Consider the following 26326-nt stretch of genomic DNA (forward strand, 5'->3'; position numbering starts at 1 on the left):
CCGCGAAACCATCCCATTATTGCGAAACGGCTTTCCGGGACACCCCGGAGTACCGCATTATGCGAAGTTTCAGATTCTATTGACTTTCCCCATATTGTCAACAAGAACCCGCCCGTAGGGCTAATGGTCGAGGTGCTTCATCTCCTCTCTGGCGCGCTCGAGCATCTCCTTGTCATCCCCGGCATTTTCGATCACCTTTTCAAACCGTTGCACCGCAGCCTCCGGCTTGTTCAGGAAGTGCGTGTAGAGGATGCCGAGGTTATAGTTCACCAACGGATCCTCGGGGGCTTCCTCAAGGAGGTTTTCATAGATGGCGGCGGCTGCGGGATAGTCCTTCTGCTGGAAGCGCACGATGCCGAGGCTCATGCGGATTTCCGGGTCTTCGGGACGCACCTTGCTGGCGCGCTCAAGAAACGGCGCGGCGCGCTCCCATGCGCGCATCATCATGAAGGCGTTGCCCAGCTCGCGCAGGGCCTCGAAATTCTCGGGGTCCTTCTCCAGAAGGGCCATCTTGTCCTTCAGTCCGGCCATGCCGCCCGGCATGCCCTCGCCGCCCATGGCGGGCGGCATGCCACCGCCACCGCCACCGCCGTGGCCTTCCTGCTTCACGTGTTTTTCCAGACCGGGATTGGTCATGCGGTAGCCCACGGAGGCCGCAAAAATACCCACAAGCATGATGATGCTGACCGCCAGAACGGTCTTTCTGCCGAGGGCGCTATTATTCGTCATCGCCGTCTCCAAGAAGTTCGAGTTGCTGCACACGGCGGGAAAGGCCGAGGGTCCGGCTGCCGAGAAACGCGATGTACCCGGCAACGCGACCCAGACCAGCGCGTTGGCAATGAAAAGATACTGTTCGGCGGACATGGGTCCTCCTTGTCGGTTGCTATTCGTCATCCCAGACGAGCAGCGCGTCGAGGCGCGCCCGCAGGGCAAGCTGTCGTATACGCACACTCATCATGCTCAGCCAGAGGAAGCCGAAGGCTGCCAGTCCGGCAAACACGGTGTGCCACATCTTCGGGGCCATGCCGCCGCCCTGCCGGGCCAGTCCGTCGGGATGGGCGCTGCCCCAGAGCTTTGCGGCAAAGAACACCAGCGGCACGTCGAGAAAGGCCACGATGCCGAGCACCGCGCAGATGAGCGCCTTGCGCTCCCCGCCCACGGGTGATGCCCGCAGCACGAGATAGCCCGCATACACGTACCACATGATGAGGGCCGTGGTCAGTTTCGGGTCCCAGACCCACCAGTGACCCCACTCCGCACGGGCCCAAACCGAGCCGGTGGCCAGCGACAGGGTGCAAAACAGCACGCCGATCTCGGCGGCGGCTCCGGCCACGCGGTCAAAGGAGTCCTTGCGGGTGATGAGATACCCAAGCCCGGCCAGCGCCACGGTCAGGAAGCTGACCAGCGCCCACCAGGAGCACGGCAGGTGCATGTAGAAAATTTTCTGAACCGGCCCGGACTGGGCATAGGGCGCGTAAAACCAGATCATCACCTGATGTGCCAGCAACAGGATTCCGGCTGCGAGCGCGAAAAGCGCGGTTCTGTTCATCAAACCTACTCCAGTATTAGTCTTCCGCACCGTACACGAACGGGAACAGGAACAGCCCGGCCCCGGCAAACAGCGCATCGAACGCGAAAATCAGCCCCACCCAGTCCATGGCCGCGTCAACACCCTCGCCCGAAAATGCGGCGGCAAAGAGCGTGATTCCGGCCAGCAACACCGGCAGCAGCAGCGGGAAAACGATGACCGAGAGCAGCGACTCCCGTGCGGTCTGCCCCTGAGAGAGCGCGCCGAGCAGCGCACCGAGCACGCACAGGCCTATGTCGCCCCCGAAGAGTGAAACGAAAAAGAGCCACGACGGGCCGTTCACGCTCTGGCCGAGAAAAGCCACCACCGCCGGAAAGAACACCAGTTGCGAGACCACCAGCAGGCAGAATCCCGCAGCGCCCTTTCCTATCCAGACGGAATGCGTCTGCGCGGGCGAGGAAAGGATGCCGAACCGTGCGCCCTCGGCCTCCTCAATGCTGAAGAGGTCGTTGAAAACCAGCACGAGGCAGAACGCTGACGCCAGCCAGAAGATGGCCCCGGCCGCCTGCGCCGAGATCGTGCCGCCCAGCGGCTTGGACAGGCTGAAGAGAAAAATGAGGATCAGGCCAAGCAGCACGGCCTGCACCGGTCCCTGCCCGCCGCCCACGGCGAGCCTGAGGTCCTTGGCTGCGATCAGTGCGGCGCGCTTCAGCATGACGGCGCCTCCGGTTCATAGCCCGATGCCGGGCCGTAGTATTCGACCTTGCGGTTGCCGATGGCCAGCACGGTGTCGGCAAGGATGCTGTCCTCGTGAACGTGGTGACTGATCCAGACCACGGCGGTGCCCCGGTCCCTGAAGCTCACGATCTCGTTTCGCATCATGGCCATGGACCGCGAATCCAGCCCGGTGCCCGGCTCGTCGAGAAAGACGAGGTCCGGATTGACGAGAAAGACCCGCGCAAGGTTCAGGCGCTGCGCCATTCCCCGCGAGAAACCGCCCGCCTTTTCTTCTGCGGCGCGGGTCAGGCCCACGCGCTCCAGCACTGCGGCAAGGTCCTCGTCAGTGATGTCCAGTCCGTACATGCCAGCCCAGAAGCGCAGGTTGGCCGTGGCGGTCAGGCCCGGATAGATGAACGTCGCGTGCCCGAGATAGGCGGTCTTTTCCGGTTCCACGCCGAGGGTCACGGTGCCTGCGGACGGACGGCCCAGCCCCGCCATGATCTTCATGAGCGTGCTCTTTCCCGCGCCGTTGCGTCCGGCGAGCAACAATATCTCGCCGCGCGCCACCTCGCAGGACACGTTCTTGAAGACCAGCTTGCGACCAAAGAACTTGGCCGCCTTGCTGACGGTGAGGACCGGTTCGCCGCTCATGCGCTACACGCCCCCCCGGCCGCGCCGGAACAGGGCCAGACCCATGACGCACATGACCGTGCCGCCGATCCAGACCCAGTTCACCAGCGGGTTGACGCTGATCTGGAAGCTGACCTTCCCGTCCTCGGTAATGCCGAGAACCGTGGCATACAGCTCGTCGCCGAGCGAGGGAACCACCGAAACCTCCGCGAACTGCTGGCCCGGATAACTACGGTAAATACGCTTTTCCGGGTGCATCACGGCCAGAGGTTCGCCGTCCTTCTTGACGGCAAGCCGGGCGGTCAGTCGTGCGGAGAACTCCTTGGTCTCGTCCTGCACGTGGTCGATGTAGGTGAAATCGAATCCGCCGAGACGAACAGTCTCGCCCTTCCCGAGCACGGCCTCGGTCTCGACCTTGTAGGGACCGGAGAACGCGATGCCGAGCGCCAACATGGCCACACCGAGGTGGATGCCGTACTGACCCCATGCGGTGAAGTTTTTTCGCGTGGCGCTTGAAAGGAGGAAGAGCAGGACCACCGTGGCGATGGCCGCCACCGCCGACGCGGCCGAGAAGACCGCCAGCGGCTTGTGGTAGCCCATGAACCAGAAGGCTCCCGCAGAAAGCACGAAGATGACGATGACGGCCACGAAGCCGCGCATGTCGCGGATACCGCTCTTCCAGCCGAGCCACGGGCATACGGCGAACATGAGCACCAGCAGGCTCAAGAACGGCAGGGTCACGCGGTTGTAGAAGTCGGGCCCGAGACCAACGGACTGGGTGCTCCAAAGCTGGCTGATGACCGGCCACATGGTGCCGAGGGTCACGACGAGGCCAAGGGCCAGCAGGAACCACGCGCAGGCGACCAGCAACCCCTGACGGCTGTTGAGGTCGCTCAGGGAGCGGGTCACGTGCTTCTCGCCGAAGAGCACCACCATGACGGTCAACACGGCCTGTGCGACCATCCCGATGACCAGCGGCAGGGCAACGGCGCTCTTGCCGAAGGTGTGCAGAGACTCAATGACACCGCTTCGGGTGAGGTAGGTGCTGAACACGCACAGGAGCAGCGTCATGGAGATGAGCACCACGTTGGTGCGCTGCAGCGCGCCCCGGCGGGCCTCGATGACTGCGGTGTGCAGGAAGGCCGTTCCCGCAAACCACGGAATAAGGGATGCGTTCTCCACCGGGTCCCAGGCCCAGTAGCCGCCCCAGCCGAGTTCCATGTAGGACCACCAGCCGCCGAGCACGATGCCTGCGGTGAGGAAGACCCACGCGAGGATGGACCAGTTGCGGGTCAGCTTGACCCAGCTCTTGGGCTCGCCGGCGATGTAGGCGGCCAGCGCGGCGCAGGCCGGGACCGTGTATCCGGCGAATCCGAGGAACAGAAGCGGCGGATGGAAGATCATGCCCGGGTTGCGAAGCAGCGGGTTGAGGCCGCGGCCGTCCAGCGGCGTGGGGGTGAGCTTGATGAACGGGTTGCTCCAGCAGGTGAGCAGGAGCAGGAAGAACGCCTGAAACATCAGGAAGAAAACCCAGAAGTACAGTTTGGTGCGGTCTCCCAGCGCCCTGTAGCGCGGGGAGAGGGAGAACAGCACGCCGCTCACGGTAATGATGAGTTCCCAGAAAAGCAGCGATCCGGCCCGTCCGCCCCAGAAGCCGGTGATGGTGTACATGAAGCTCAGGGTCTCATCCACGTTCTCGTAAACGTACTGGAAGGAGTAGTCCCGCGTCATGAGCGCGGCGAGCAGGATGACGGACGAGGCAATCACGCAGCCGGCGGCTCCGTAGCTGCCGAGCTCGACGGGGCGAAGCCCCTCGCCCGAGTCCTGCCATGCGCTACGGGCGGCCCATGCGGCAGAGAACAGGGAGAGAAGCAGTCCGGCGAGCAGAACGGCGTAGGCAGTCAGGTGCATGCAAACTCCTTAACGCACAAAAGTGCGGGTCAGGGATAAAAAGGTGGCCGCTTGTAGGCTTTCGGCGGGGTTTTGGCAAGCATGTGAAAGATATTTCACGCTTGAATCAGGCTTTTTCTTCCATTTCTTCGCTCTGCTCCTTGTACTTGGAGGGACACTTGGTCACGAGCGTCTTGGCCTTGAACACCTTGGCGGACGGGTCCATGCGGCCTTCCACGATGACCTCAACGCCCGGCTTGAAGGTGTCGGGAACGGAGCCCTTGTAGTCCACGCGGATGGCCTGTCCGGGCTTCATCTTGTCCACGAGGTCGAAGGCCACGCCCACGCCGCCGTTGGGGTCGACGTTGTCCATGGCCACCTTGCCGAACAGCCGGGCCTGCTGCAACACGCCCTCTTCTGCGGCCAGCGCCTCGTTGACGTTCAGAAAATAGACGGAATCCTCGCTCAGGCCGGAATAGATGAGGTATCCGAACCCGCCGAGGAAAAGGAGCACCGCCGCGAGATACACGGCCTTGGAATTCTTTTTCGCCATTGATTTTTTCTCGTATATGATCGTTTGTTAATCGGTTTCGCACTCGCTCCGGGAGCGGGTCAGCTCGTCCCGGCGCTTCCGCGCAAGTTCGCGCATGTCAACGACCTGATCGGTCTCGTCCACGATCTCGCTGCCGAGGATTTCCTCAAGGACATCCTCCAACGTGACCACTCCGGCCACCCCGCCGTACTCGTCGAGCACGATGTAGAGGTGCACCCTGCTGCCGAGGAACTGCACCAGCAGCTTGTCCAGCGTCAGCGTCTCCAGCACGAATCGCACCGGCCGCATCAGGTCCTGCATGGTGCGCTCGTCCTGATTGTTGGCAAGCGCCTCGAAGACCTGCCTGCGGTACACGACGCCCACGATGTCCTCGGGGTCGTCGCCGTAGACCGGAATCCTGCTGTGCGGCCACGAGGCCTGCGACTCCCTCGCCTCCGCCACGGTCATGTCGGCGGGCAGCGAGAATACCACGGTCCGGGGCGTCATGATCTGCTCCACCGTCTTGGTATCAAGCGAGAGGATGTTTCGGATGGAGACTTCCTCGTACGCCTTGATGGTCCCGGAGCGGCGGGTCAGGCTCACGATGGCCCTGATGTCGTCTTCCGTGTGCCCCGGCCCGCCGTCACGGCGGCGAACCAGCCGCGCCATGGCTCCACAGAACCAGATGGCGGGCTTGAGCACCCAAATCAGCCCTTGCAGCGGGCGGGCCAACAACGGCGCAATGGTCTCGTTGTAGTCCACCCCGATGGTCTTGGGCAGTATTTCAGATATTATAAGTATGAAAAAGGTAAAGGCAACAGTGAAAAGCCAGAGCGTGTCCTCGCCATAAAGCTCGGCCCACGCCCAGCCAGCCACGGCCGCCCCTGCGGTGTGGGCTATGGTGTTGAGCGTGAGGATGGCCGTGATCGGCTCCTCCACGTTGAGACGCAGCTTTTCCAGCGCCCTCGCGCCCCGGCGTTTTTCCCTCTTGAGCTTTTCTATGGTGCTCGGCGAAAGGGAGTACAGGGCAGCCTCGGCCACGGAGCAGTAGGTGGACACCACCAGCGCCACTCCGACGGCAATTATCAGTTCGAGCATGTCGGTTCCTTGCAAAAAATCCGGCCGCAAGCCGTAACGGCGCAAATAGTAACAAATGCGTGTTTGCCCTGCAACCGCCTCACATCTTGACAATGCAAGGGATTCCGGCACACTGCGGAAATGGGTTCCAAACGCGTGATGAACGGTGACAAGGCGGTCGTGTTCCGGCTCGGCCATCTCGGAGACGTGGTGCTCGCCACCGGCGTCCTCGAATGGTGGCGGCGCAGCCACGGCCTGTCATTCGTGTTCGTCACCCGCCCCGGCAACGCCCGGTGCTCGAAGGCCACCCGGCCGTGGCAGACATCGTGGACGTGGAGCCTTCCGGCATGAGCGCCGCCCAGTGGATCCGCGAATGCAACGCGCTGGCCCGCACCTACTCGGACATGCCGCTCATCGACCTGCACGGCGTACTCCGGGCCCGGATTCTTGGTCAGTGCTGGCACACCAGGGTCTATCGCTACCCCAAAAAAGGCATGCTGCGCCGATTCTACGACCGCACCGGCTGGTCAATGTTTTCAAAAAGGCTGGAGCGCACCAACGTACCGCAACGCTATGCCATGGCGCTGGACGCCGCCCCCCCGGAGAGGCAGCAGGTTCTGCCGCGCATCTTTCTTGACGACAGCGACCGCTACGGCGCGCTCGGCGCGCTCAAGGGATTGCAGGGTCGCGCCCCACTCGTGGCGCTGCACCCATACGCCACGCATCCCTCCAAGCAGTGGCCCGCCGAACACTGGGACGAACTCACCAACCAGCTCACGCAGGCCGGGTACGACTGGGTTTGCGTCGGCCGCGACGACGTGCCGCTTTTTACCGACCACGAACGCGACCTGACCAACCGCACCGGGCTTCGCCAGACCTGCGCGGTGCTGGAACGCGCCGACGTGCTCATCACCAACGACTCCGGTCCCATGCACCTTGCTTCTGCCGTGGGAACGCCTGTCGTTGCCCTCTTCGGCCCCACTGCTCCGGCATGGGGATTCTATCCGGCTGGCGCGAAGGACATCGTTCTGGAGCGGGAACTGCCCTGCCGACCCTGCTCGCTGCACGGCAAACGAAGCTGCTCGCGCGGGCTGGAATGTCTCGCCTCCATCACCCCGTATGAAGTGGTCAAGGCCGTGGATACGGTGCTTGCTCCGGAGCGCGACTGATCACGTATTGGTCTTGGTTCCCTTGTACGTAAAAGCACCCTTGTTCATCTTGTAGAAGGTACCCTTGTCAATGCCCACGGCGTTGCCGCAGGCACAATGGACCTTGCCGTCACGCTCCACAAGGTTCCACACCTTTCGGATGCGATCCTTGTGGCAGCGCAACAGCTCGCCCTGTCCTATCTTGTAGTATTTCCAGAGCTTGCCGCGGCAGGCGGCGCATTTGAGGGTCAGCATGGGCACACTGTGCCACAAAGGCGCGGCAAAATCAGTTCTCTTCGAAGCGCACGGTATCCACTGCCGGGAAGTCCTGAAGATTCTTTGATATTCCCGCCTGCAGGAATGAATCAACCCACCAGTAGATGTTATGGCCCCGGACATGCTCACGCAGTTCGTGCATGGATTCGCGCCGCTCCTCCACGTCCCAGTGCAGGGCGCGGTGGATGGCCTTGGCAACGCCCTCGAAGTCGTAGGGGTTCACCAGATAGGCCCACTCCTGCATCTGGGCGGCGGCACCGGCGAACTCGCTCAGGATGAGCACCCCCGCCTCCTTCATGTTGCAGGCGCAATATTCCTTGGCCACAAGGTTCATGCCGTCCCGGAGGGGCGTCACCAACGCAATGTCCGCCGCCGCATAGTAGGAGGCAAGCTCGCGCTGGGGAAGACCACGGTAGTGGTAATGCACCGGCACCCAGCCGGGAATGGAGAACTCCCCGTTCACCCGGCCCACAAGCAGTTCGATCTCGTCTCGAAGGTCCCGGTACTCGTCCACGTCCTCGCGGCTGGGCACGGCGATCTGAATGAAATTGATCTTGCCTCGCAGGTCCGGGTAGTGCCGCAAAAGCTCTCGGATGGCGAGGATTCGCTCCGGGATACCCTTGGTGTAGTCCAGCCGGTCAACGCCGATGATGATCTTGCGGTGCTTGAGGGCCTCGCGGATCTGGAACGCTTTGTGGGCCACTTCCGGGTCCCCGGCCATGTCGGCGAACTGGTTGAAGTCGATGGAGATGGGGAACGTTCCGGCCTGAAATTCCCTGCCGCGCAACCGCACGGAGACGACCGCGCCTTCGCCTTCCACCTCGGCTCCCGGCGAGAGCATGTTGAGAGATTTGATGAAGTTGTCCCGGTCCTGCGTAGTCTGAAAACCCACGAGGTCGAACTCGGTGAGGGCCAGAATGAGCTTCTGCCGCCACGGCAGCTTGAGAAAAATGTCCGGCGGCGGAAACGGGATGTGCAGAAAGAAGCCGGTGCTGCGCTTGATGCCCATGCTCTTGAGGAAAAAGGCCTGGTGCATGAGATGGTAGTCGTGCACCCAGATGAAGTCGTCGGACGAGGTCATGCGTGCCACGGTCTCGGCGAAACGGAAGTTCACGTCCAGATAGCTCCGCCAGTATTCCGGATCGAACCGGCAGCGGGTCTGGAGATCATGAAACAGCGGCCAGATGATCTCGTTGGAAAAGCCGAAGTAGTATTTCTGTACGTCTTCTTCACTCAGGGGCACGGACTTGAGGTCGTACCCGGCGTCGGCGGAAAAATCGTCCAGCAGGCGCTGGGAATCCTCGCCCGCACCCGACGCGCCGTCCCAGCCGATCCAGAGGCCGCCGCGATTCTTGAGGACGGGCGCAAGGGCCGTGACAAGCCCTCCGGCGCCGCCCTGAACAGTCCACTCGCCGTCAATCTGCTTGAGTGCCACGGGGAGTCTGTTGGATACGACGACAAGTCGTCTCATTCCGGTGTCCGTCATTATTTCTCCTTGGCATTCTAAAAAAAACTCTTTCTTCTCAATATCACCAATAGCGTTTCGGACAGGTGAAGGCAAGGGTGCCATCCGGTGAGAAAATTCCGGACACACATATTGACATTGAGTGAGCGGGGCTTATCTTCCAGCCCGGTTTCCAAGAACAAGCAAGCCCCCTTTCGGGCAAATTCATTTTCACAAGGAGTAGAACCATGGCTCTCAAACCCCTGCACGACCGAGTAATCATCAGGCGTCTCCCCGAAGAGGAAAAGACCTCCGGCGGCATCATCATCCCCGACGCGGCCAAGGAAAAACCCATGGGCGGCGAAGTTGTCGCGGCCGGTCCCGAGTGCAAGACCATCGAAGCCGGACAGACCGTTCTGTTCGCCAAGTATGCCGGCACCGAGTTCAATGCTGAAGGCGAAGACGTTCTCATCATGCGTGAAGACGACATCATCGCCGTCGTCGAAAAGTAGCGGAAAAGGAGCCCTGAAAAATGGCAAAATCCCTGGATTTCAAGGAAGAAGCCCGTCTCAAACTCAAGTCCGGCGTCGATCAACTCGCTGACGCCGTGAAGGTCACGCTCGGTCCCAAGGGCCGCAACGTGGTCATCGAAAAGACCTGGGGCGCACCGCAGATCACCAAGGACGGCGTTACCGTTGCCGAAAAGATCGACCTCGAGGACAAGCTTGAGGACATGGGCGCGCAGATGGTCAAGAAGGTGGCCTCGCAGACCAACGAAATCGCCGGTGACGGCACCACCACCGCCACCGTGCTGGCGCAGGCCGTCTACAGCGAAGGCGTGAAGCTCCTCGCCGCCGGACACAATCCCCTGAGCCTCAAGCGCGGCATGGACAAGGCCGTGGAAGCCGTGATCGAAGAGCTTGGCAAAAAGGCCAAGAAGATCAAGAGCAACGACGAGATCGCCCAGATCGCCACCATCTCCGCCAACAACGACCACTCCGTCGGCGAGATTCTCGCCAAAGCCGTTGACAAGATCGGCCACGAAGGCGTCATCACCATCGAAGAGTCCAAGTCCACCACCACCGAGCTGGACATCGTGGAAGGCATGCAGTTCGACAAGGGCTGGTCCTCCCCGTACTTCGTCACCGATCAGGAAAAACAGACCTGCGAATTCGAGGAACCGCTGATCCTCATCTCCGAGAAGAAGATCACCAACCTCAATCAGATTGTCCGGCTGCTTGAGAGCGTGCTGAAGACCGAACGCCCGCTGCTCATCATCGCCGACGACTACGAGAAGGAAGCCCTCTCCGCTCTGGCCGTCAACGCCATGCGCGGCAACCTGAAAGTCTGCGCCATCCGCGCTCCGGGCTTCGGCGACCGTCGCAAGGAAATGCTCCGCGACATCGCCATCCTCACCGGCGGGCAGGTCATCTCCGACGACACCGGCGTGGACTTCGAGAACTTCCCCATCAGCCAGTTCGGCACGGCCAAGAAGGTCACTGTCGAAAAGGGCAACACCGTCATCGTGGACGGCGGCGGAAGCAGGAAATGATCGACCTGCGCTGTCGCGAGATCGAAGGCCAGATCGCTGCCTCCTCTTCCGATTACGACCGCGAGAAGCTTCAGGAACGCCTCGCCAAGCTGGTGGGCGGTATCGCCATCATCCGCGTGGGCGCCAATACCGAAGTGGAAATGAAGGAAAAGCGTGACCGCGTTGAAGACGCGCTGCACGCCACCCGCGCGGCCGTGGAGGAAGGCATCCTCCCCGGCGGAGGCACCGCGCTGGCAAAGGCCGTCAAGGTCCTCGACAAGGTCAAGGCCGTGGACGAGGCCGAACAGGGCGGCATTGAAATCATCCGCAAGGCGTGTCTGGCCCCCATCAGCCAGATTGCCGCCAACTCCGGCCTCGAAGGCCCTGTAGTGGCCGAACGCGTCATGGGCCTCAAGGGTGCCGAGGGCCTGAACGCGTACACCGGCGAATACTGCGATCTCGTCAAGGCAGGGGTCATCGACCCCCGCAAGGTCGTGCGCATCGCGCTGGAAAAGGCATCCTCCATCGCGGGAATGCTCCTGACCACCGAATGCTCCATCTCGGAAGCTCCCGCAGAAACCGAATAGCGGTTTCCTCACAGAATCGACACCAAAAGGCCGGGCAATCGCCCGGCCTTTCTTTTGCTTTCCCCATAACGTCTGCGTATGCTAGCCTCACGACAACGGTACTATGAAGATACTTTTGCACGAATCCATCTCCAGCGAGATAGTGGAGGCGCTTACCGATTCTTTCCGGGAGGCGTTCGGGGTTCCGTGTTCCTTTCATTCCAGCATCAAGGACGTGGCCGACGGGCTGCACCGAACGCCCGTCTGCAACCGGGCCTTCGGAGACTCCTGTCCCAGAAGCTGCTCGGAACGCCTTGAAAGCACGCTGCAAAAACTGGCCGAAGCACCCTACACCCTGCACACCTGCCGAGCGGCCTGACAGACATTCTCATCCCGGTCTCGGTGGAGGGAGAGTTGCAAGGCGTGTTTTCCATCGGCCAAGTCTTTGTTGGCGTGCCCACCAGACAGCAGCTTGCCACGTTGCATGAAGACTCTCCGCTTGACGGGGCCGACTTCGAGCGCGCGGTCAGTACCATTCCGATTATCTCGCGTGAGCGCGTGCAAGCGCTGGCGACCAGCTTCAAAACCTCCGTGGACCTGCTGGCCCGTCTGGGCCGGGAGAATACCCTGCGAAGAAAGGCCGAGGAAGACCTGCGAAAAGCCGGGGAAGAGCTTGAACAACGCGTCAAAAAGCGCACCAAAGAGCTTTCGCAGAGCGAAGCCCGGCTGGTGGAGGCGCAGCGCATAGCCAGCGTCGGAAGCTTCGAGCGCGACCTGAGTACCAACGAACTCTGGTGGTCCGACGAATTCTACCGCCTGCTCGGTTACGAACCGGGAGAAGTGGAACCGGGGCCGGAACACTTCGAAGCCAAAATCCATCCCGACGACCTGGCAGAGTACCGCAACAAACGTGACGAGGCGCTGGCCTCAGGCGAATCCCACGACTACGAGATGCGCATCGTCCCATCACAGGGCCGCGTGCTGCACATATACGGGCAGATAAAGCTGCGTCGCAACGAAGAGGGGCACCCCGTCTATTACAGCGGCACCATTCGCGACGTCACCAGCCGCAAGGAAATGGAAAACAGGCTCCGCGAGACCAACAGGCTTCAGTCCCTCATCCTCAACAACAGCATGGTGGGCATCGCCTTTGTCCGAGACAGGCGCTTTGAGTGGGTCAACGACCAGCTCTGCACCATGACCGGCTACAGCAGCGAAGAGCTGAACGGCGCCGAGACGAGCATTGTCTACCAGACGATGGAAGACTTCGAAGAACTGGGCAGGCAGGCCTACCCCGCCCTGTCGCGCGGAGAAGCCTTTGACGCGGTTTTCGCTTTCAGGACCAAATCAGGATCTTCCCTCTGGTGCCGTTTCGTTGGCAGCGCCATTGATCCGGACGACCTTTCACAGGGATCAGTGTGGTTCTTCGAAGATATTTCCGAAAAGCGGCGGCTTGAACACGAGGCCACCCGGCAGCGGGCCATGCTGCATACGGTCATCAACGCCCTGCCGGACAGAGTTTTCTTCAAGGACGCCAAGGGCCGGTTCATGGGCACCAACCAAGCCTACGCCGACGCGTTGGGCCTCACGCCGGAAGCCATCGAAGGCAAAACCGCGCAGGACCTTTTCGGTCCTGATTTGGGCAACACCCTGCAGCAACTTGACGACGAGGTGCTCAAAAGCCTTCGCACTTCAGTGAATGAAGAGCGGGAGGAACAGCCCTCGGGCCGCAAGAAGTATTTCGAAACCCTCAGGGTGCCGGTAACGGAGAGGGGCGGACGACTGGCCGGGATTGCGGGCGTGGGCCGCGACGTCACCCAGCGAAAACATGCAGAGGACGTACTGCGCGCCAGCGAGGAACGCTTCCGGGCCATCTTCAACCACGCGGGCGTCGGCATCGGCATGGTCAACGAAAAAAACCGCTTCACCCGCGTGAACCCCCGGCTTTGCCGCTTCCTCGGCTACAACGAGCCCGAGCTTATCGCCCGCAAGCCGCACGACCTCATCGCCCCGGACATGGCTGACGTCTTCACGGCGCTCATGGGCAGGCTCTGGACCAGCGGAGAAGGCTTCAGCAAGGAATTTCGCTTCATGCACAAGGAGGGCGAACAGGTATGGGGCAACCTCACGATCACGCCGCTGGAATCCGCTGAAAGCGATGTTCCATACGCCATCGCGGTCGTTGAGGACATCAACCGAAGCAAACACCTCGAGCTTGAACTTCGGCGCATGGCCACCACGGACACGCTCACCGGCGCATACAACCGCATGCGGTTCATGGAGCGGGCCGAAGAAGAGCTGGCGCGGCATGAGCGATACGGCACTCCCACGAGCTTCATGATGCTCGACATCGACCATTTCAAGCACGTCAACGACACACACGGCCACCAAGCGGGCGACGAAGTGCTCCGGCAGCTCACCATAATCTGCCAGAACGCCATCCGCGCCAATGATGTATTTGCCCGTTACGGCGGCGAGGAATTCGCCTTCTGCCTGTCCGAAACCCCGGCAAAAACCGCTGTGGAGGTCGCCGAGCGCATCCGCCTTACCATTCAGGAGACACCCATCGATGTGTGGATGCCACCATAAACATCACCGTCAGCATCGGCGTAACCGAGGTCCGCAAGGGCGACACGCTTGAACTGGCGCTTGCCCGCGCGGATGATCGCCTTTACTCGGCCAAACATCAGGGTCGCAATCGGGTGGTGGCCGAATGAGCCTGAAGAAGGTTTTCGATTTCCTGAAAAAGAAAACGCCCCTCACGGCCCGGGCCCAGCGCGAGTTCGAGCAGGCGCGGCGCAAGGAGCGAAGCGGCGACTACGAAGGCGCAGCAGCAAGCTACGAAACCGTGGCCGACCTCTATGAAGAGGCCGAGGCCACCGGAAGCCGAATCCTTTTTCGCGACCGTCTCAAGGCGGGCATTGCCTGCGTACGGTGCGGACGGCATGAAGCAGGCCTCGTGTGGCTCGATCCCGTCATCACCTCCGGGAAATTCCCGTCCGAAGCGCGGCTGCACGCGGGCTATGCCAGCGCCAAGCTCGGTGACAGACAGGCCGCCCAGTCTCACTGGGACGCTACCCGCCCGACCCGCTCCAGTCGATCATCAGTCAGGTCATGACCGAACAGGCTGCCGCGCTGCGAAACGGCACCAGTCTCGACGCAGCATGTGAAGCGGTCGCGCAGGCCTGGAACGCCCAGGACCAGCACGACCGCCGTACTGAGAACATGAAGTTCAAACGCAATGAACTCATCCGCAGACGCGGCTTCTAGCCGCGCCCGTCACCTGCGGGCAGAGCTCCTGACACGGCACGGGGCGCCCCCTCTTCCGTCCTGAAGAAACTCAGCACCGCACGCAGTTCCTGTGCCTGTGCCGAGAACTCTTCCGCCGTGGTGGCCATGGCATCGGCAGATGCGGAGTTCTGCTGGATGACCGTATCGAGTTGCGACACGGCGGTTTCCACCTGCTGCACCCCGTAGTTCTGCTCGTCGCAGGCCTTGGATATCTGGCTGACCAGCTCCGCGGTCCTGTCGATCTGCGGCACGATGCGCTCGAACAGCCCGGCCACTTCTTCCGAAGTTTCCACACTGGCGGTGGACAGCTCGCTCACCTCGCCCGCGATCTCACCGCTGCGCTCGGCCAGCTTGCGCACTTCGGCCGCCACCACCGCGAAGCCCTTGCCCATCTCCCCGGCACGGGCCGCCTCGATGGCCGCGTTCAGGGCCAAGAGGTTGGTCTGCCGGGCGATTTCCTCAATGGAAGAAATCTTCTCGCCGATCTCACGCATGACCTCGACGCTGCGACGAACCGCCTCCCCGCCCTTGCTGGTCTCTTCAGCCGCACTGGAGGCCATTTCATCCGTACGCTGGGCGTTTTCCGCGTTGTCGCGGATGCTTCCGGCCATCTGAATAATGGAAGCGGAGACCTCTTCAATGGACGCAGCCTGCTCGGTCACGCCCTGCGAGAGCGTCTCGGATGAAGCGGCAAGCTCCTCACTGCCAGAGGCCACGTTGCTGGTAGCGTCCTGAATCTGGCCCACTATGGTCTGCAGGCTCTCCGCCATGTCCATCATGGCTCTTCGGATGCCCCGCGCCAGCAGGGTGTTCGACCCGGCCGTGGCGGTCAGGTCGCCCTCGCTCACCCGCGAGGCCAGTCCGGCGATTTCCTCGGGCTCGCCGCCGATGGTATCGGTGACACGCTTGGCAAAGAACACGCCTGCGATGGATGCCAGCAACAGTATGCCGAGACCTACGGCGAGGACCGTCACTATCATGCGCTGCACCGAAGCGGTCAGGGCCGTTTCCTTGGCCGCGATGGTCTTGTCGATTTCATCCACGTAGACGCCCATGCCGATTATCCAGCCCCATGGGTCGAACTTTCTGGAAAAACTGAGCTTGGGGAACTGCCCCTCCTCGCCAGGCTTCGGCCACACGTAGGACGTGAACGCGCTTCCATCCGCATTGGTCTCCTCGACCATCTCGCGCATGAAAAGCTTACCGGCAGCATCCTTGATCTCGGTAAGGCTCTTGCCCACCAGCTCGGGATTCACCGGGTGCATGATCGTGGTGCCCGCTTCATCAAGAATGAAGAAATAGTCGCCGTTCTCCAGCCGCATCTCGCCCACCTGTGCGGCGGCGGCCTGCTTCATCTCCTGCGTGATGTCGTCGACCCAAGCACCGGTTCCAAGCACCAGATCAAGCTCCGGGATCAGACGGAAATAGGATATCTTGAGCGTAGGCTCCTCCTCGCCGGGGCGGGCCCATAGGTATGAGGTCATGCCCTCGCCCTCAGCCTTGGCCTTGTCCACCATATCCATGATGATTCGGTTTCCAAGACTGTCCGTGAGGCCGCTCAGGTCCTTTCCAAGCAGGGACTCGCTGGGGTGCGCGACCATCCGCGCGTCAAGATCGTTCAGCCAGAGATAGTTGTCCCCGTCGTATCGGGCGTTGGTGACCAGTTGGCCGATTTCGTCCAGCAGTTCGGCCCTCGGCGTGAAGGCCCCCCTGCGTTCATAGACGGCCGCGATCTGGGTATACACGGCGTCCACAACCTGCTTGAGCTCTTGGGACTTCTTTTCCTTGAGTGCCTCAACATCCTCGCTGCGCTCATGGTAATCGCGCACTGTTGCCGCAGCCATCTGCACGAATTCCTTGAGCTTATTCTTTTCCTTTTCCATGGCTTCGGCCCGGTATGCGCTCATTTCCTCATCCGCATAGGTGCGGATTCCAACAAGAAAAACCGCGCACAAACACGCCGCTGTAATTCCCACCGCAAAAACCTGAAATAAAGTCATTCGTGTCCGCAGTCGCATGATTCCCTCCCAGAGTCCTGCTTGTCCACTTTCCCTGTCCCCTTCCACACTGGACCCGAGCGGAAAGGGATAGTATGAAAAGTACCAGACAGGACATCTCAATCCATTATTAATAGAGCATTCAATGCGCACCATGCAAAGCCCTATGCAACATCTCTTGCTCCTCGTGGCACTCACCGTCTCCCTGCTCCCCGCGCAGGCATACGGAGCGATAACCGTCGTCGGCACCGGGAATCCCGGAATGGACGTGAAGAACGTCCAGAAAGCCTGTGATGACGGCGGCGAAATCCTGCTCAAAGGCGTCTTTGACTTCGGCATCGACGGGCGCGTGAAGCTGCACAAGGCGGTCAAACTGCTCGGCGTTCTCGGCAGCGACGGACGTCCGGACACGGAAATCCACGGTGGCAAATGGACCTTTTACGCGGCTCTGCCAGTTCCCGGCGCACCGCCCTCCATGAACGGCCCCAACGTTACGGTGGAAAACATCCGCTTCATCAAACCCAAAGGCACCCCGTTGCACTTCGAGCACGTGGGGGCCCTCACGGTGCGAAACATCGAAGTTGAGAAGGTCCGGCCAGAAGCGATCCGCCTGCCGGGATTCGAAAGCGCGGCCACCAAATATGTCGCAGGGATCGTGGTCGGCTCGCGCCTCGCTCCCGCCGCCAGCCCATCAAGAACGCTGTTACCGGCACCATCAGGATAAGCAACAGCCGCTTCTACATGGACGTTGACCACCCCGGCCGCACGGTCGGACGCGGCATCATGTGCGTGTGGACCCATGCCGCCAAGATCAGAATCGCCGAAAACGTGATTCGCGGCGCATCCAGAAACGGCATCGAGGCTTTCGACAACTTCACCGGCCCTGACGGCGAACTGGAGATCGTCGGCAACAACATCATCACGTCCAAGGAAGGCATCGAATACCCCAACCCGCTCACGCCCAACGGCATCGCCGCCGGATGGTTTCTGGACACCAAGCGGGGTGCCTCAGCCGAAGCAGGCGCGCCCCCCGTGGTCAGCCGCAACCGTGTGGAGGTTCGTGGTGACCGCTCCATCGGCATAGCCCTGTTTGCCAACAACGCGGTTGCAGCCTGCAACGACGTGGTTCTCGCGGGTGGAGAGGATGCGATGGGCTTCGTCCAGACTGGCTCGTTCGGCTTCTTCATGAACAACCGCGTGCGCGGCATCGGTCGCTACGCGGTGTATGCCGCTCCATTCGAGGCCTTCCGCGCCGCAGGCAACACCTTCGCGTGGACGAATATCGAACGCTTCGACCCCGTGCGCGGCACCCACTACTTTGCCGGCAACGGTAACTCCGTGCTCGGCGATCCCGGCGCGGTGGTGGACAAAGGTGTGGGCAATCGCCTGCTGGACATTCGCCCCTGCTCGCTTCCGGGCATTGACCCGGAAGAGGACTGGGAACCCATCGAAGACATGCCCTGATGCACGAAAAAACAGCTTGCCAAAATCTCTCCACCCATATATTTGTACATACAAATGAGTGACAAAAACACCTGCACCACTGGCACGCTGCTGAATTGCTGCCTGTACTTCACGGCCAACACGCTGGCACGAATCATGGGTCGTTTTGCCGACGATTGCTTCCGCGACACCGGCCTCTCGCCCTCGCACGCCTTCACGCTGATGCTGGTGAACGAACAGCCCGAGATCAGCCAAAAGGAGCTGGGCGAGGCTCTGCACCTTGCACCGTCTACCATGACCCGATTCGTGGATAAGCTCATCGCCAAAGGACTGGTGCAGCGCGAGACCTCCGGCAAACTCGCCAGAGTCCGCCCCACCGAAAGAGGGAAGCAACTGGCAAAGCCCATCGCCGAGAGCTGGAAGGCGTTGTACTACAAGTATTCCGACATTCTCGGCGAGGAGGAAGGCCAGGAGCTGACCCGCATCATTGATACGGCCAACAGGAAACTCGAGGGGTAACCCCTTTTTTTGCCAGAACATTTGTACATACAAACATCGGAGGAAAAATGGAACGCAAGAACATCGGCAACAACGCTTCATTCTGCCGGAACCGGTGACAATCGTGGGCACCAAAATCGAAGGGCGCGCCAACTTCATGACCGTGGCGTGGGTGACGAGGACGAACTATCAACCGTGCCAGATAGCCATAGCTATCCACCGGGAACACGCAACAACCAAGGGAGTCCTCGCCAATGGCGAGTTTAGCATCAACCTGCCGTCGCAGAACATGGTCCGCGAAACGGACGTCATGGGGCTGCTCTCCGGTAAGCGCGTAGACAAATCGCGGTTCTTCGACATCCACTACGGGGAGCTTGAAAATGCACCGCTCATTACAGACTGCCCGCTCTCCCTCGAGCTCAGGCTGGTGGGCAAACTCGAGCAGCCGAGCAACTGGCTTCTGGTGGGCGAGCTTGTTGCCGCATGGACGCGCGACGAGTACCTGACCGACGGATACGTGGATATTGAAAAGGTCCAGCCCTTCACCCTCTCCATGCCCGACAACCGCTACTGGGCCGTGGGCGAGATGGTCGGCAGAGCCTGGCATGAAGGAAAACCGCTCAAGGATAAAGTAAAAAACGGCTGATATGACAAGATGATCCGGAGATAGCGCATCTCCGGATCATCTTTTGTCGAAAAAGGTGTTGACACAACTGGCCTCCCGGTGTTTATTGAAAACGAATCTCAATATCAATTGGAGGCATTATGTGCGCAGCACTTATCGGCGGTATGGACAGGCTCAAACGGGATTACATGAACGAAGCCAAACGTCAGGGCGTGAAGCTGAAAGTCTTCACCGGAAAGGAAAGAAACATCAGCGGCAGCATGGGGCGGGTCGACTTTGCCGTGGTCTTCACCAACAAGGTATCCCACAAGGCGCGCAACGAAGTGATGGGCGCACTCAAGAAAAAGGATGTCCCCGTGCTCATGGAACACTCCTGCGGCATCAGCACCCTTCGCAAGTGCATCGCCGAGCACGCCGGGAAATAAGTTCTTCCGGACGTCAGGCGTTTGCGGCAGCCTCGGCGTCCCAGTTGCGGACCAAATCCAGAACCCGCGACGTTAGCGCGTCGAATTCAGGCTTGGTGACCTGATCGTCCGCCTTCACAGCCTCGCCCTTGTGCTTGAGGCCCTTGGAAATCAGGGATGAGAACAGGCACACCGGGATAACCTTGAGGATAGGATCTTCCTTGATCCTGCGGGTCAGGGTGTAGCCGTCCATCTGCGGCATCTCGATGTCAGAGACGACAACGTCGAGGTATTCAAGCGGGCTCTTCCCTTCGTTCTGGGCGAGCATCTTGACCATCTCCAGCCGCTTCCACGCCTCGGCTCCATCGCCCACCACTTCGGCCTCGAAGTTGGCGTTTTCAAAGTTCTGGCTCAAAAGCGCACGAACAGATGTGGAGTCGTCAGCCACAAGAGCGCGGTACCGCTGGTCCGAACGCTCCACCTCGCCGGTTCCGGTCTGCGATCCTCCGTCAAGATCGGAAAGCACCTGCTCCAGATCGAGCATGAGCGCAAAGCGCTCCTTGATCTTCACGGTTCCGGTGATGCAGTTCGTATCGAAATTTGCCACGTACTTGGACGGCGGTTCAACGTCGCGCCAGTTGATGCGATGAATCTGCGTCACTCCGGATACGAGGAAGCCGGTGACCGCATTGTTGAACTCGGTGACGATGATGGGTTCGTTCTCTTCCTTGTCCCGCTCCATCTCAAGCCAGACACTCAGGTCCACCACGGGCAAAATCAGATCACGAAGCGGGATCGTGCCGAGAAAGCTCGGGTGAGACGCAGCCTCGGAACCCTCAAGCCCCTCTGGAGCCTCAACAACTTCCAGCACCTTGGCAACGTTAACGCCAAAGTAATGGGTCACACGTTCGCCACCCACATTTTCATGAACAAAGAATTCGATGATCTCAAGTTCGTTGGTACCGGTCTCGAGAAGAATGTCCTGCCCGTTGCTCATATGGCCTCCTCGGCGCGCTGATATCCATTTTGGAGCAATGTACAGTCTTTTGAAAAAAAGATGAATGATAATTGAAACGTTGGCACTGAAAGGACACACCTCTCAATGCCAACGTTTTGCTAAAAAGAACTCTTTTTCTAAAAAAACCTAACGAGAACGAGCGTTTGCAGCCTCGGCTTCGGTTCGCTCTCCGGACTCGACCAGTTCCCACTGTACGGGCTGCTCCAGTGTGACCGAGCAGCGAAGCGTGGTGCCGACCACCTCGTCCCAGTAAACGGGAGAGACGCCCACATGCGGGCAACGGGTAGTCAGGTCGGCATCGGTGAGTACATGCCCGGCTGGCAGATCGCGAGAGAAGACGATGCACTTGCGAAGCTTCTTGGCTGCGGACTGCTCTTCCGGGAAAACGATCTTGCCGCGAAGCTGCATGGCCTTTTCGGTTTCGCGGATCATGGTTACGACCTGTGCAAGCTGCTCAGGTTCAAGCGAGACCTGATGGTCCGTGCCCTTGAGGGTCTTGTCGAGGGTGAAGTGGCGCTCAACAATGCAGGCACCCAACGCGGCTGCGGCAACGCTCGGCCCGAGCCCTCGCTCGTGGCCCGAATACCCGACAGGAACAAGGAACCGTTCCCGCAGGTCTCCATGACCGGCAGACCGATGCACTCCTCAGGGCAGGGATAGGTGCTGTTGCAGTGCAGCAGCATGAGGTCGTCGTGGTAGGTGCGGATCACGCCCACGGCTGCCTCGATGTCCTCAAGCGAGCTCATGCCAGTGGAGAGGATAATGGGAATCTGCGCGGCTGCGTACTTTGCCACCAACGGCAGGTTGACCAGCTCGGCGGAGCTTATCTTGAGCAGCTCCACGTCAAGGGAGAGCACTTCGTCAAGGCTGGGGTCGTCCCATGCCGATGCGAAGAAGACCAGACCGAGGGATTCGGCCAGTGTCTTGAGTTCCGCCATCTGCTCGATGGAAAGTTCCAGCGCGTCGCGATGCTCGCCGTAGGTGGGACCGAAGCTGTTGCACCCGGTGTAGGGTGCCGCCCGGCCCTCGCGGGTCAGCAGGGCCTCGGTCTTGCGCTTCTGAAATTTGACGGCCTGTGCACCGGCATTGGCCGCTTCCCGCACCATGCGGGCGGCGATTTCCGGATCTCCCTGATGGTTGTTGCCGATTTCGGCGACCACGAAACAAGGGTGTCCTTCACCGATGGTTGCCCCGGAACGCAAGGTGACGCTCTTGACTTCTTGCATAATCAGAATCTCACGATGTCTATGCCCATCCTGCCGGCAACCGGCTCGACCTGAGCGTAAATCTCGTCCTGCTTCCCGAACGAGGTGATCACCACGGCGTCGCACTCCACCTGCTCCAGCAGAACCGGCGAGGAGACGACATAACCATGGAACAGCTTACCATGTTTTTTCGAATCGTTATCAACAAGGGCGACGACCTGAAAGCGGCTCTCCAAAAGCGTGGAGAGGACGACCTCGCAGGTTTCCGAAGCACCGAAAAGCACCAGCCGCATCTTGCCGGAGTCCTCCAGCGGATTAAGCCGCTCCTGTATGAACTCCTTGACGGTGGTATATATGCGGACGGTCTCGGACGAGTAATCGGCCAGCATCCTGCGCCGCGCGGTCTCACCCGTTTCGGTCAGCTGGTACCGGTAGCTTTTGCCGTTGACCGGCTGAAACTCTACCAGCCCGTCACTTTGCATCTGCTTGAGGTATTGGTTGACCATGGCTCCGGACAGATTGAGGCGGCGGCCAAGCTCGAACTGCGAGAGACCTGAGTTGAGGGAGAGCGCGTCAAGGATGGCGAGAATACGGGTATTCTTGCTCGGCTTGAAGTATGCGCCCTCGGAAATGAGCTGCTTGATGATGCGGTTTTCGCCGCCTGCCATATTGATACCATTCATGAGGTCAACGTTTTCCTGCCGTTATCGGCTTGGGCTATATTGTCTTGTGTACTAGCCACGCAGTGGTCCGGTGTCAACAAATTCGGCACTGGCAAAGGCTTTTCCGTGGTTTCCGACGAAACTGAAAACGCATTTCGTTGACACAATGAATAATCGGTCGACTGAATGATTTCCTTTAGGTCGGCGTCGAAACCCTGACGATATTTCCGTCTCCCTCCCCACCATCAAAAACCATGCCTTATTACAGGAAGGGACCCATTTTCCTCTCCCGGCACGATTTGGGGGAAACCCCCACACAAATCAAGGGCCATCCCCATTGTGAAACATCGCACAATGCACCATAAGAAGGTCGTCACGTCTTGTGACGCCATGCTATACGTCCCGCCCGAAGAAACGCCGGTCCCGTCCGACCGGCGTTTCGTCGTTATTGACCCACCCGTCCACGCTGGTATACCTTTCGCCGAACGAAAAATACCCCGACCATCACCATATTCTGTCCTCAAGGATTCCAAATGGAGAATTTTGAACGCCCGTGGCTTGGCTCGTACGATGACGAGGTTACCCCCAACATCGACTACGAACGCATGCCGCTGCATGAATATCTGGACCGGGCCGCGCGCAAGTGGCCGAAACGCAAAGCAATCATCTTCCAGAACTGGTCCTGCAACTACGCCAGGCTGAAGCAACTCAGCGAGATTTTTGCCGCAAACCTCGTGGCGCAGGGGCTCAAAAAAGGGGACCGGGTGGCCCTGATGCTGCCCAATCTGCCCCAGACGCTCATCGCCTACTGGGGAACACTCCGCGCAGGCGGCGTGGTCACCATGACCAACCCGCTCTACATGGAGACGGAAATCGTTCACCAGTTCAATGACTCGGGTGCGCGCTTTCTCATCGCGCTGGACCTTCTCTGGCCCAAGCTGGAGAAGCTCATGCCCGAATTGCCGGTGGAACAGACCTTCTTCACCTCCATCGCCGACTCCCTGCGCTTCCCGCTGAACCTGCTCTACAGGATCAAGACCGCGCGCGAGGGGCGCAAGACGTCCATCCCCTTTGATGGCAAACGCATCAAACCGTTCAAGCCGCTGCTTTCCGGCAGGAAGAAACACACCTGCACGGACATCGATCCGGACGACATGGCCATGCTCCAGTACACGGGCGGCACCACCGGCGTCGCCAAAGGCTGTATTCTCAGCCACTTCAACCTCGGGGCCAATGTCCAGCAGTGTACCGCCATGCTGAACGAACTCTCCAAGGAACCGCAAACCTTTCTCGGCGTCCTGCCTTATTTCCATATATATGGGCTGACCACCTGCTGCACCTGGCCCATCTCCATCGGGGCCACGCTGATCCCCTTCCCCCGGTACGTCCCTCAGGACGTGCTCAAGGGCATCCACAAGCATCGGCCCACCGTGTTTCCCGGCGCGCCTTCGGTGTACATCTCCCTGTTGCAGCAGAAAAACGTCGAAAAGTACGATCTCAAGTCCATCCAGTACTGCGTTTCCGGATCCGCTCCCATGCCCATGGAGTACATCGACTCCTTCAAACGCATGACCGGCGCCGAGATTCTCGAAGGCTTCGGCCTGACCGAGGCATCTCCCGTGACACACCTGAACCCCATTCGCGGCGAACGCAAGAACGGCTCCATCGGCCTGCCTTTCCCGGACACCGACGCCAAGATCGTGGACATGGAGGTGGGCGGCGAGCCGCTGCATACCGGCAAGGTCGGGGAACTGGTCATACGCGGCCCGCAGGTGATGAAGGGCTACTACAACCGTCCGGACGCCACGGCCGACGTGCTTAGAAACGGCTGGCTCTACACCGGGGACATCGCCTACATGGACGAGCAAGGCTACTTCTTCATCGTGGACCGTAAAAAGGACCTCATCATCTCCGGCGGGTACAACATCTATCCCAGAGAGATAGACGAAGTCCTCTACGCCCACCCGGACATCCGGGAAGCCGTTACCGTGGGCATCCCGCACGAGCAGCGCGGCGAAATCGTCAAGGCCTACATCGTGCTCGAGGACGGGGTGAAGATGTCGCGCTCGGACGTCATTGCCTACTGCAGGGACAAACTTGCCAACTACAAGGTCCCCAAGCGGGTTGAATTTCGCAAGGACCTGCCCAAGACCATGGTGGGCAAGGTCCTGCGCCGCGCACTGCGTGATGAGGAAATGGAAAAAGCGGAAAAACGAAAGAAAAAAAATTCAGAGAAAAAAATCGACAAATCCGAATAAATCAGCCCCAAGGCCCACGAAAGTGGGCCTTTTTTACGGGTGTCACCTCACCATCAAACAGACCCTTCCCCGCTACGACTTTCCACCCTTTTTCGATTTAAAAATTACCCATTCCGCAACAGAACGCCCTCGTCACTACCACTTAAGAAAATCCGCTATAATCGTGACAAGGCCGATACATTTTCACACTTTTGCCGATTTGCCCCATTTAACCCACCTCTTTTGCCGTTTTCGCAAAAGCTCATTCCCGTTTTTGTAAAATTCAAGACTCTTTTCTTTCGGAAGGCAATCATGTAAGGCTGATCGAACTCGAGGGTTTTCCGTACCGTATTCTTACACATTCCGAGGAGGTAGTTATGACCAAGACCTACAAAAAACTGGGTGCGCTGATCGTTGCGATCGCCGCCTGCCTCTGCATGGCCACCGGCGCACTCGCCGCCGACACCATCAAGATCGGCTTCAACCTGCCGCTGACCGGCGACATCCCCGAAGTGGGCGAAGGCTCCAAGAACGCGGCCGAGATGTACCTTGAAGACATCAACTCCGCCGGCGGCATCGAAGTGGGCGGCGACAAGTACATGCTCGAATTCGTCTACATGGATAACGAATCCAAGCCCGACTCCGCAGTTAACGCGGCCCTCAAGCTTATCGAGCAGGAAGGCGTCGTGGCCATCATCGGTCCCAACTCCTCCAACCAGGCCGTGCCCGCAGGCGGCACCTGCAACGACAACCGCGTGCCCATGATCTCTCCGTGGTCCACCAACGTGAACACCACCAAGGATCGCCCGTGGGTCTTCCGCGCCGCGTTCCTGGATGATTTCCAGGGCGTCGTGGCCGCCAACTTCGCGTCCTCCAAGTTCAACGCCAAGAAGGCAGCGGTCATCTTCGACATTTCCAACCCCTACTCCGACGGACTCGCCAACGTGTTCAAGGATAACTGGGAAAAACAGAACGGCGCCGACTCCGTGGTTGCCTTCGAATCCCACGGTGCCAAGGATCAGGACTTCTCCGCCCAGCTGACCAAGATCATCGCCGCGAAGCCTGATTTCATCTTCGTGCCCGACAACTACAACCAGACCGCGCTCATCATTCCGCAAGCGCGCGACCTCGGCTACAAGGGCCCCTTCATGGCGCCGACGCCTGGGGAACCCCGGACCTGATCAAGCTCTGCGGTGCTGATTGTTACGGCCAGTACTTCTCCACCCACTACGCCGCGGCTGGCGCCAAGGGTGCGACCAAGGAATTCATCGACCGTTACGAAGCCAAGTACGGCGCAGTGCCCGCCGACTACGCGGCCCTGACCTGGGACGCCATCGGCCTGCTCGTGGAAGCCATCAAGAACGCCGGTAAAGTGGAACAGCGCCCCCGCAAGATGCGCCAGCTCGTGCGTGAAGGCCTCGCTTCCATCAAGTCCTTCCCCGGCATCACCGGCAGCATGAAGTTCGACGCCCAGGGCGACCCCATCAAGTGCGCCGTGGTTGTTGAAATCGACGATCAGGGCGAATTCATCTTCGCCGAGTCCGTCTGCCCCTAAATCCGCCTGAACGACCGGGCGGGACTTCGGTCCCGCCCGGTTCTTCGAG

26 protein-coding genes and 3 pseudogenes are annotated in these 26326 nt (G+C 60.1%); 16 read left to right on the top strand and 13 right to left on the bottom strand.

Annotated features, from left to right (window positions below; translation table 11 throughout):
• Positions 1–120 precede the first annotated feature (120 nt).
• From JCM12178_RS02800 to JCM12178_RS02830, 7 genes are all read right to left on the bottom strand, one after another.
• Positions 121–864, bottom strand: a complete 744-nt coding sequence (locus tag JCM12178_RS02800; protein WP_054648568.1) for a tetratricopeptide repeat protein — start codon at positions 862–864, stop codon at positions 121–123.
• Positions 865–883: 19 nt separating this feature from the next.
• Positions 884–1549, bottom strand: a complete 666-nt coding sequence (gene ccsA / locus JCM12178_RS02805) for a cytochrome c biogenesis protein CcsA (protein ID WP_054648570.1) — start codon at positions 1547–1549, stop codon at positions 884–886.
• A gap of 16 nt (positions 1550–1565) precedes the next feature.
• Positions 1566–2243: a heme exporter protein CcmB gene (locus JCM12178_RS02810; protein WP_054648572.1), complete on the bottom strand. Its 678-nt coding sequence runs from the start codon at positions 2241–2243 to the stop codon at positions 1566–1568.
• The gene (locus tag JCM12178_RS02815) at positions 2237–2899 is read right to left on the bottom strand and encodes an ABC transporter ATP-binding protein (RefSeq protein ID WP_054648574.1); all 663 of its coding nucleotides are present in this window, start codon (positions 2897–2899) and stop codon (positions 2237–2239) included. Before JCM12178_RS02815 ends, JCM12178_RS02810 begins: the two co-directional genes overlap by 7 nt.
• A 3-nt stretch (positions 2900–2902) precedes the next feature.
• The gene (locus tag JCM12178_RS02820) at positions 2903–4789 is read right to left on the bottom strand and encodes a heme lyase CcmF/NrfE family subunit (RefSeq protein WP_054648576.1); all 1887 of its coding nucleotides are present in this window, start codon (positions 4787–4789) and stop codon (positions 2903–2905) included.
• Positions 4790–4895: 106 nt separating this feature from the next.
• A complete protein-coding gene (locus tag JCM12178_RS02825) occupies positions 4896–5321 on the bottom strand; it encodes a cytochrome c maturation protein CcmE (RefSeq protein ID WP_054648579.1) in 426 nt (141 codons plus the stop codon).
• Positions 5322–5348: 27 nt separating this feature from the next.
• A complete protein-coding gene (locus JCM12178_RS02830) occupies positions 5349–6398 on the bottom strand; it encodes a hemolysin family protein (protein WP_054648581.1) in 1050 nt (349 codons plus the stop codon).
• 120 nt (positions 6399–6518) lie between these two features.
• On the opposite strand from JCM12178_RS02830, the gene JCM12178_RS19220 reads away from it, so the two are divergent.
• The gene (locus tag JCM12178_RS19220; protein ID WP_245628578.1) at positions 6519–6728 is read left to right on the top strand and encodes a hypothetical protein; all 210 of its coding nucleotides are present in this window, start codon (positions 6519–6521) and stop codon (positions 6726–6728) included.
• The gene (locus JCM12178_RS02835) at positions 6692–7546 is read left to right on the top strand and encodes a glycosyltransferase family 9 protein (protein WP_245628579.1); all 855 of its coding nucleotides are present in this window, start codon (positions 6692–6694) and stop codon (positions 7544–7546) included. Before JCM12178_RS19220 ends, JCM12178_RS02835 begins: the two co-directional genes overlap by 37 nt.
• Here the strand turns inward: JCM12178_RS02835 and JCM12178_RS02840 are convergent, their stop codons facing one another.
• The gene (locus JCM12178_RS02840) at positions 7547–7780 is read right to left on the bottom strand and encodes a hypothetical protein (RefSeq protein ID WP_054648583.1); all 234 of its coding nucleotides are present in this window, start codon (positions 7778–7780) and stop codon (positions 7547–7549) included.
• A gap of 31 nt (positions 7781–7811) precedes the next feature.
• Positions 7812–9287 carry an alpha,alpha-trehalose-phosphate synthase (UDP-forming) gene (locus tag JCM12178_RS02845; RefSeq protein ID WP_054648585.1) on the bottom strand — a complete coding sequence of 492 codons (1476 nt, stop codon included), beginning with the start codon at positions 9285–9287 and terminating at the stop codon, positions 7812–7814.
• A 206-nt stretch (positions 9288–9493) separates the two neighbouring features.
• On the opposite strand from JCM12178_RS02845, the gene JCM12178_RS02850 reads away from it, so the two are divergent.
• The 7 genes and pseudogenes from JCM12178_RS02850 (at position 9494) to JCM12178_RS18125 (ending at position 14612) form a co-directional block, all read left to right on the top strand.
• Positions 9494–9757 (top strand): co-chaperone GroES, encoded by a 264-nt coding sequence (locus tag JCM12178_RS02850; RefSeq protein ID WP_054648587.1) that lies wholly within the window; start codon positions 9494–9496, stop codon positions 9755–9757.
• A 20-nt stretch (positions 9758–9777) separates the two neighbouring features.
• A pseudogene (gene groL / locus JCM12178_RS02855) lies at positions 9778–11363 on the top strand (chaperonin GroEL).
• A gap of 103 nt (positions 11364–11466) precedes the next feature.
• Positions 11467–11721 (top strand): hypothetical protein, encoded by a 255-nt coding sequence (locus tag JCM12178_RS02860; RefSeq protein ID WP_054648589.1) that lies wholly within the window; start codon positions 11467–11469, stop codon positions 11719–11721.
• Between the two features lie 5 nt (positions 11722–11726).
• Positions 11727–13931, top strand: a complete 2205-nt coding sequence (locus JCM12178_RS02865) for a PAS domain S-box protein (RefSeq protein WP_304611204.1) — start codon at positions 11727–11729, stop codon at positions 13929–13931.
• Positions 13916–14059 (top strand): diguanylate cyclase domain-containing protein, encoded by a 144-nt coding sequence (locus tag JCM12178_RS20190; protein ID WP_172677061.1) that lies wholly within the window; start codon positions 13916–13918, stop codon positions 14057–14059. The genes JCM12178_RS02865 and JCM12178_RS20190 overlap by 16 nt, the downstream gene beginning before the upstream one ends.
• Entirely contained in the window at positions 14056–14460 is a 405-nt protein-coding gene (locus tag JCM12178_RS02870; protein ID WP_054648593.1) for a hypothetical protein, read from the top strand. The genes JCM12178_RS20190 and JCM12178_RS02870 overlap by 4 nt, the downstream gene beginning before the upstream one ends.
• A complete protein-coding gene (locus JCM12178_RS18125) occupies positions 14457–14612 on the top strand; it encodes a hypothetical protein (protein WP_157054704.1) in 156 nt (51 codons plus the stop codon). The genes JCM12178_RS02870 and JCM12178_RS18125 overlap by 4 nt, the downstream gene beginning before the upstream one ends.
• On the opposite strand, the gene JCM12178_RS02875 is transcribed toward JCM12178_RS18125, so the two are convergent.
• Entirely contained in the window at positions 14609–16651 is a 2043-nt protein-coding gene (locus JCM12178_RS02875; RefSeq protein ID WP_054648594.1) for a methyl-accepting chemotaxis protein, read from the bottom strand. The genes JCM12178_RS18125 and JCM12178_RS02875 overlap by 4 nt on opposite strands.
• A gap of 145 nt (positions 16652–16796) precedes the next feature.
• Here JCM12178_RS02875 and JCM12178_RS02880 point away from each other — a divergent pair, with 145 nt between their 5' ends.
• From JCM12178_RS02880 to JCM12178_RS02900, 5 genes are all read left to right on the top strand, one after another.
• Positions 16797–17354: a hypothetical protein gene (locus JCM12178_RS02880; RefSeq protein WP_054648596.1), complete on the top strand. Its 558-nt coding sequence runs from the start codon at positions 16797–16799 to the stop codon at positions 17352–17354.
• A 17-nt stretch (positions 17355–17371) separates the two neighbouring features.
• On the top strand, positions 17372–18094 hold the full coding sequence (locus tag JCM12178_RS02885) for a hypothetical protein (protein ID WP_054648598.1): 723 nt from the start codon (positions 17372–17374) through the stop codon (positions 18092–18094).
• Between the two features lie 54 nt (positions 18095–18148).
• Positions 18149–18592: a MarR family winged helix-turn-helix transcriptional regulator gene (locus JCM12178_RS02890; protein ID WP_054648600.1), complete on the top strand. Its 444-nt coding sequence runs from the start codon at positions 18149–18151 to the stop codon at positions 18590–18592.
• 103 nt (positions 18593–18695) lie between these two features.
• Positions 18696–19217, top strand: a complete 522-nt coding sequence (locus JCM12178_RS02895) for a flavin reductase family protein (protein WP_245628581.1) — start codon at positions 18696–18698, stop codon at positions 19215–19217.
• Between the two features lie 119 nt (positions 19218–19336).
• Positions 19337–19621 carry a DUF2325 domain-containing protein gene (locus tag JCM12178_RS02900; protein ID WP_054648602.1) on the top strand — a complete coding sequence of 95 codons (285 nt, stop codon included), beginning with the start codon at positions 19337–19339 and terminating at the stop codon, positions 19619–19621.
• Positions 19622–19634: 13 nt separating this feature from the next.
• Here JCM12178_RS02900 and JCM12178_RS02905 read toward each other — a convergent pair whose 3' ends face one another.
• The 3 genes and pseudogenes from JCM12178_RS02905 to JCM12178_RS02915 all read right to left on the bottom strand — a co-directional run bounded on the left by JCM12178_RS02905 (position 19635) and on the right by JCM12178_RS02915 (position 22506).
• Positions 19635–20597: a chemotaxis protein gene (locus JCM12178_RS02905; RefSeq protein ID WP_054648604.1), complete on the bottom strand. Its 963-nt coding sequence runs from the start codon at positions 20595–20597 to the stop codon at positions 19635–19637.
• Between the two features lie 147 nt (positions 20598–20744).
• A pseudogene (locus tag JCM12178_RS02910) lies at positions 20745–21844 on the bottom strand (N-acetylneuraminate synthase family protein).
• A gap of 2 nt (positions 21845–21846) precedes the next feature.
• Complete coding sequence (locus JCM12178_RS02915) at positions 21847–22506, bottom strand: winged helix-turn-helix transcriptional regulator (RefSeq protein ID WP_083465705.1); 660 nt, start codon at positions 22504–22506, stop codon at positions 21847–21849.
• Positions 22507–23018: 512 nt separating this feature from the next.
• On the opposite strand from JCM12178_RS02915, the gene JCM12178_RS02920 reads away from it, so the two are divergent.
• Complete coding sequence (locus JCM12178_RS02920; RefSeq protein ID WP_054648608.1) at positions 23019–24743, top strand: long-chain-fatty-acid--CoA ligase; 1725 nt, start codon at positions 23019–23021, stop codon at positions 24741–24743.
• 416 nt (positions 24744–25159) lie between these two features.
• Positions 25160–26277: pseudogene (locus JCM12178_RS02925) on the top strand (ABC transporter substrate-binding protein).
• Positions 26278–26326: the final 49 nt, after the last annotated feature.

The organism is Salidesulfovibrio brasiliensis JCM 12178 (genome assembly GCF_001311825.1).
Classification (GTDB): Bacteria; Desulfobacterota; Desulfovibrionia; order Desulfovibrionales; family Desulfovibrionaceae; genus Pseudodesulfovibrio; species Pseudodesulfovibrio brasiliensis.

Excerpts from the sequence above, each read along its gene's own strand:
- JCM12178_RS02920 (WP_054648608.1), top strand. The coding sequence starts at position 23,019 with ATGGAGAATTTTGAACGCCCGTGGCTTGGCTCGTACGATGACGAGGTT.
- JCM12178_RS02830 (WP_054648581.1), bottom strand. The coding sequence starts at position 6,398 with ATGCTCGAACTGATAATTGCCGTCGGAGTGGCGCTGGTGGTGTCCACC.
- JCM12178_RS02870 (WP_054648593.1), top strand. The coding sequence starts at position 14,056 with ATGAGCCTGAAGAAGGTTTTCGATTTCCTGAAAAAGAAAACGCCCCTC.
- ccsA (WP_054648570.1), bottom strand. The coding sequence starts at position 1,549 with ATGAACAGAACCGCGCTTTTCGCGCTCGCAGCCGGAATCCTGTTGCTG.
- JCM12178_RS02875 (WP_054648594.1), bottom strand. The coding sequence starts at position 16,651 with ATGCGACTGCGGACACGAATGACTTTATTTCAGGTTTTTGCGGTGGGA.
- JCM12178_RS02825 (WP_054648579.1), bottom strand. The coding sequence starts at position 5,321 with ATGGCGAAAAAGAATTCCAAGGCCGTGTATCTCGCGGCGGTGCTCCTT.
- JCM12178_RS18125 (WP_157054704.1), top strand. The coding sequence starts at position 14,457 with ATGACCGAACAGGCTGCCGCGCTGCGAAACGGCACCAGTCTCGACGCA.
- JCM12178_RS02840 (WP_054648583.1), bottom strand. The coding sequence starts at position 7,780 with ATGCTGACCCTCAAATGCGCCGCCTGCCGCGGCAAGCTCTGGAAATAC.
- JCM12178_RS02860 (WP_054648589.1), top strand. The coding sequence starts at position 11,467 with ATGAAGATACTTTTGCACGAATCCATCTCCAGCGAGATAGTGGAGGCG.
- JCM12178_RS02800 (WP_054648568.1), bottom strand. The coding sequence starts at position 864 with ATGTCCGCCGAACAGTATCTTTTCATTGCCAACGCGCTGGTCTGGGTC.
- JCM12178_RS02850 (WP_054648587.1), top strand. The coding sequence starts at position 9,494 with ATGGCTCTCAAACCCCTGCACGACCGAGTAATCATCAGGCGTCTCCCC.
- JCM12178_RS02845 (WP_054648585.1), bottom strand. The coding sequence starts at position 9,287 with ATGACGGACACCGGAATGAGACGACTTGTCGTCGTATCCAACAGACTC.
- JCM12178_RS02915 (WP_083465705.1), bottom strand. The coding sequence starts at position 22,506 with ATGAATGGTATCAATATGGCAGGCGGCGAAAACCGCATCATCAAGCAG.
- JCM12178_RS02820 (WP_054648576.1), bottom strand. The coding sequence starts at position 4,789 with ATGCACCTGACTGCCTACGCCGTTCTGCTCGCCGGACTGCTTCTCTCC.
- JCM12178_RS02810 (WP_054648572.1), bottom strand. The coding sequence starts at position 2,243 with ATGCTGAAGCGCGCCGCACTGATCGCAGCCAAGGACCTCAGGCTCGCC.
- JCM12178_RS19220 (WP_245628578.1), top strand. The coding sequence starts at position 6,519 with ATGGGTTCCAAACGCGTGATGAACGGTGACAAGGCGGTCGTGTTCCGG.
- JCM12178_RS02900 (WP_054648602.1), top strand. The coding sequence starts at position 19,337 with ATGTGCGCAGCACTTATCGGCGGTATGGACAGGCTCAAACGGGATTAC.
- JCM12178_RS02890 (WP_054648600.1), top strand. The coding sequence starts at position 18,149 with ATGAGTGACAAAAACACCTGCACCACTGGCACGCTGCTGAATTGCTGC.
- JCM12178_RS02880 (WP_054648596.1), top strand. The coding sequence starts at position 16,797 with ATGCAACATCTCTTGCTCCTCGTGGCACTCACCGTCTCCCTGCTCCCC.
- JCM12178_RS02885 (WP_054648598.1), top strand. The coding sequence starts at position 17,372 with ATGGACGTTGACCACCCCGGCCGCACGGTCGGACGCGGCATCATGTGC.
- JCM12178_RS02905 (WP_054648604.1), bottom strand. The coding sequence starts at position 20,597 with ATGAGCAACGGGCAGGACATTCTTCTCGAGACCGGTACCAACGAACTT.
- JCM12178_RS02815 (WP_054648574.1), bottom strand. The coding sequence starts at position 2,899 with ATGAGCGGCGAACCGGTCCTCACCGTCAGCAAGGCGGCCAAGTTCTTT.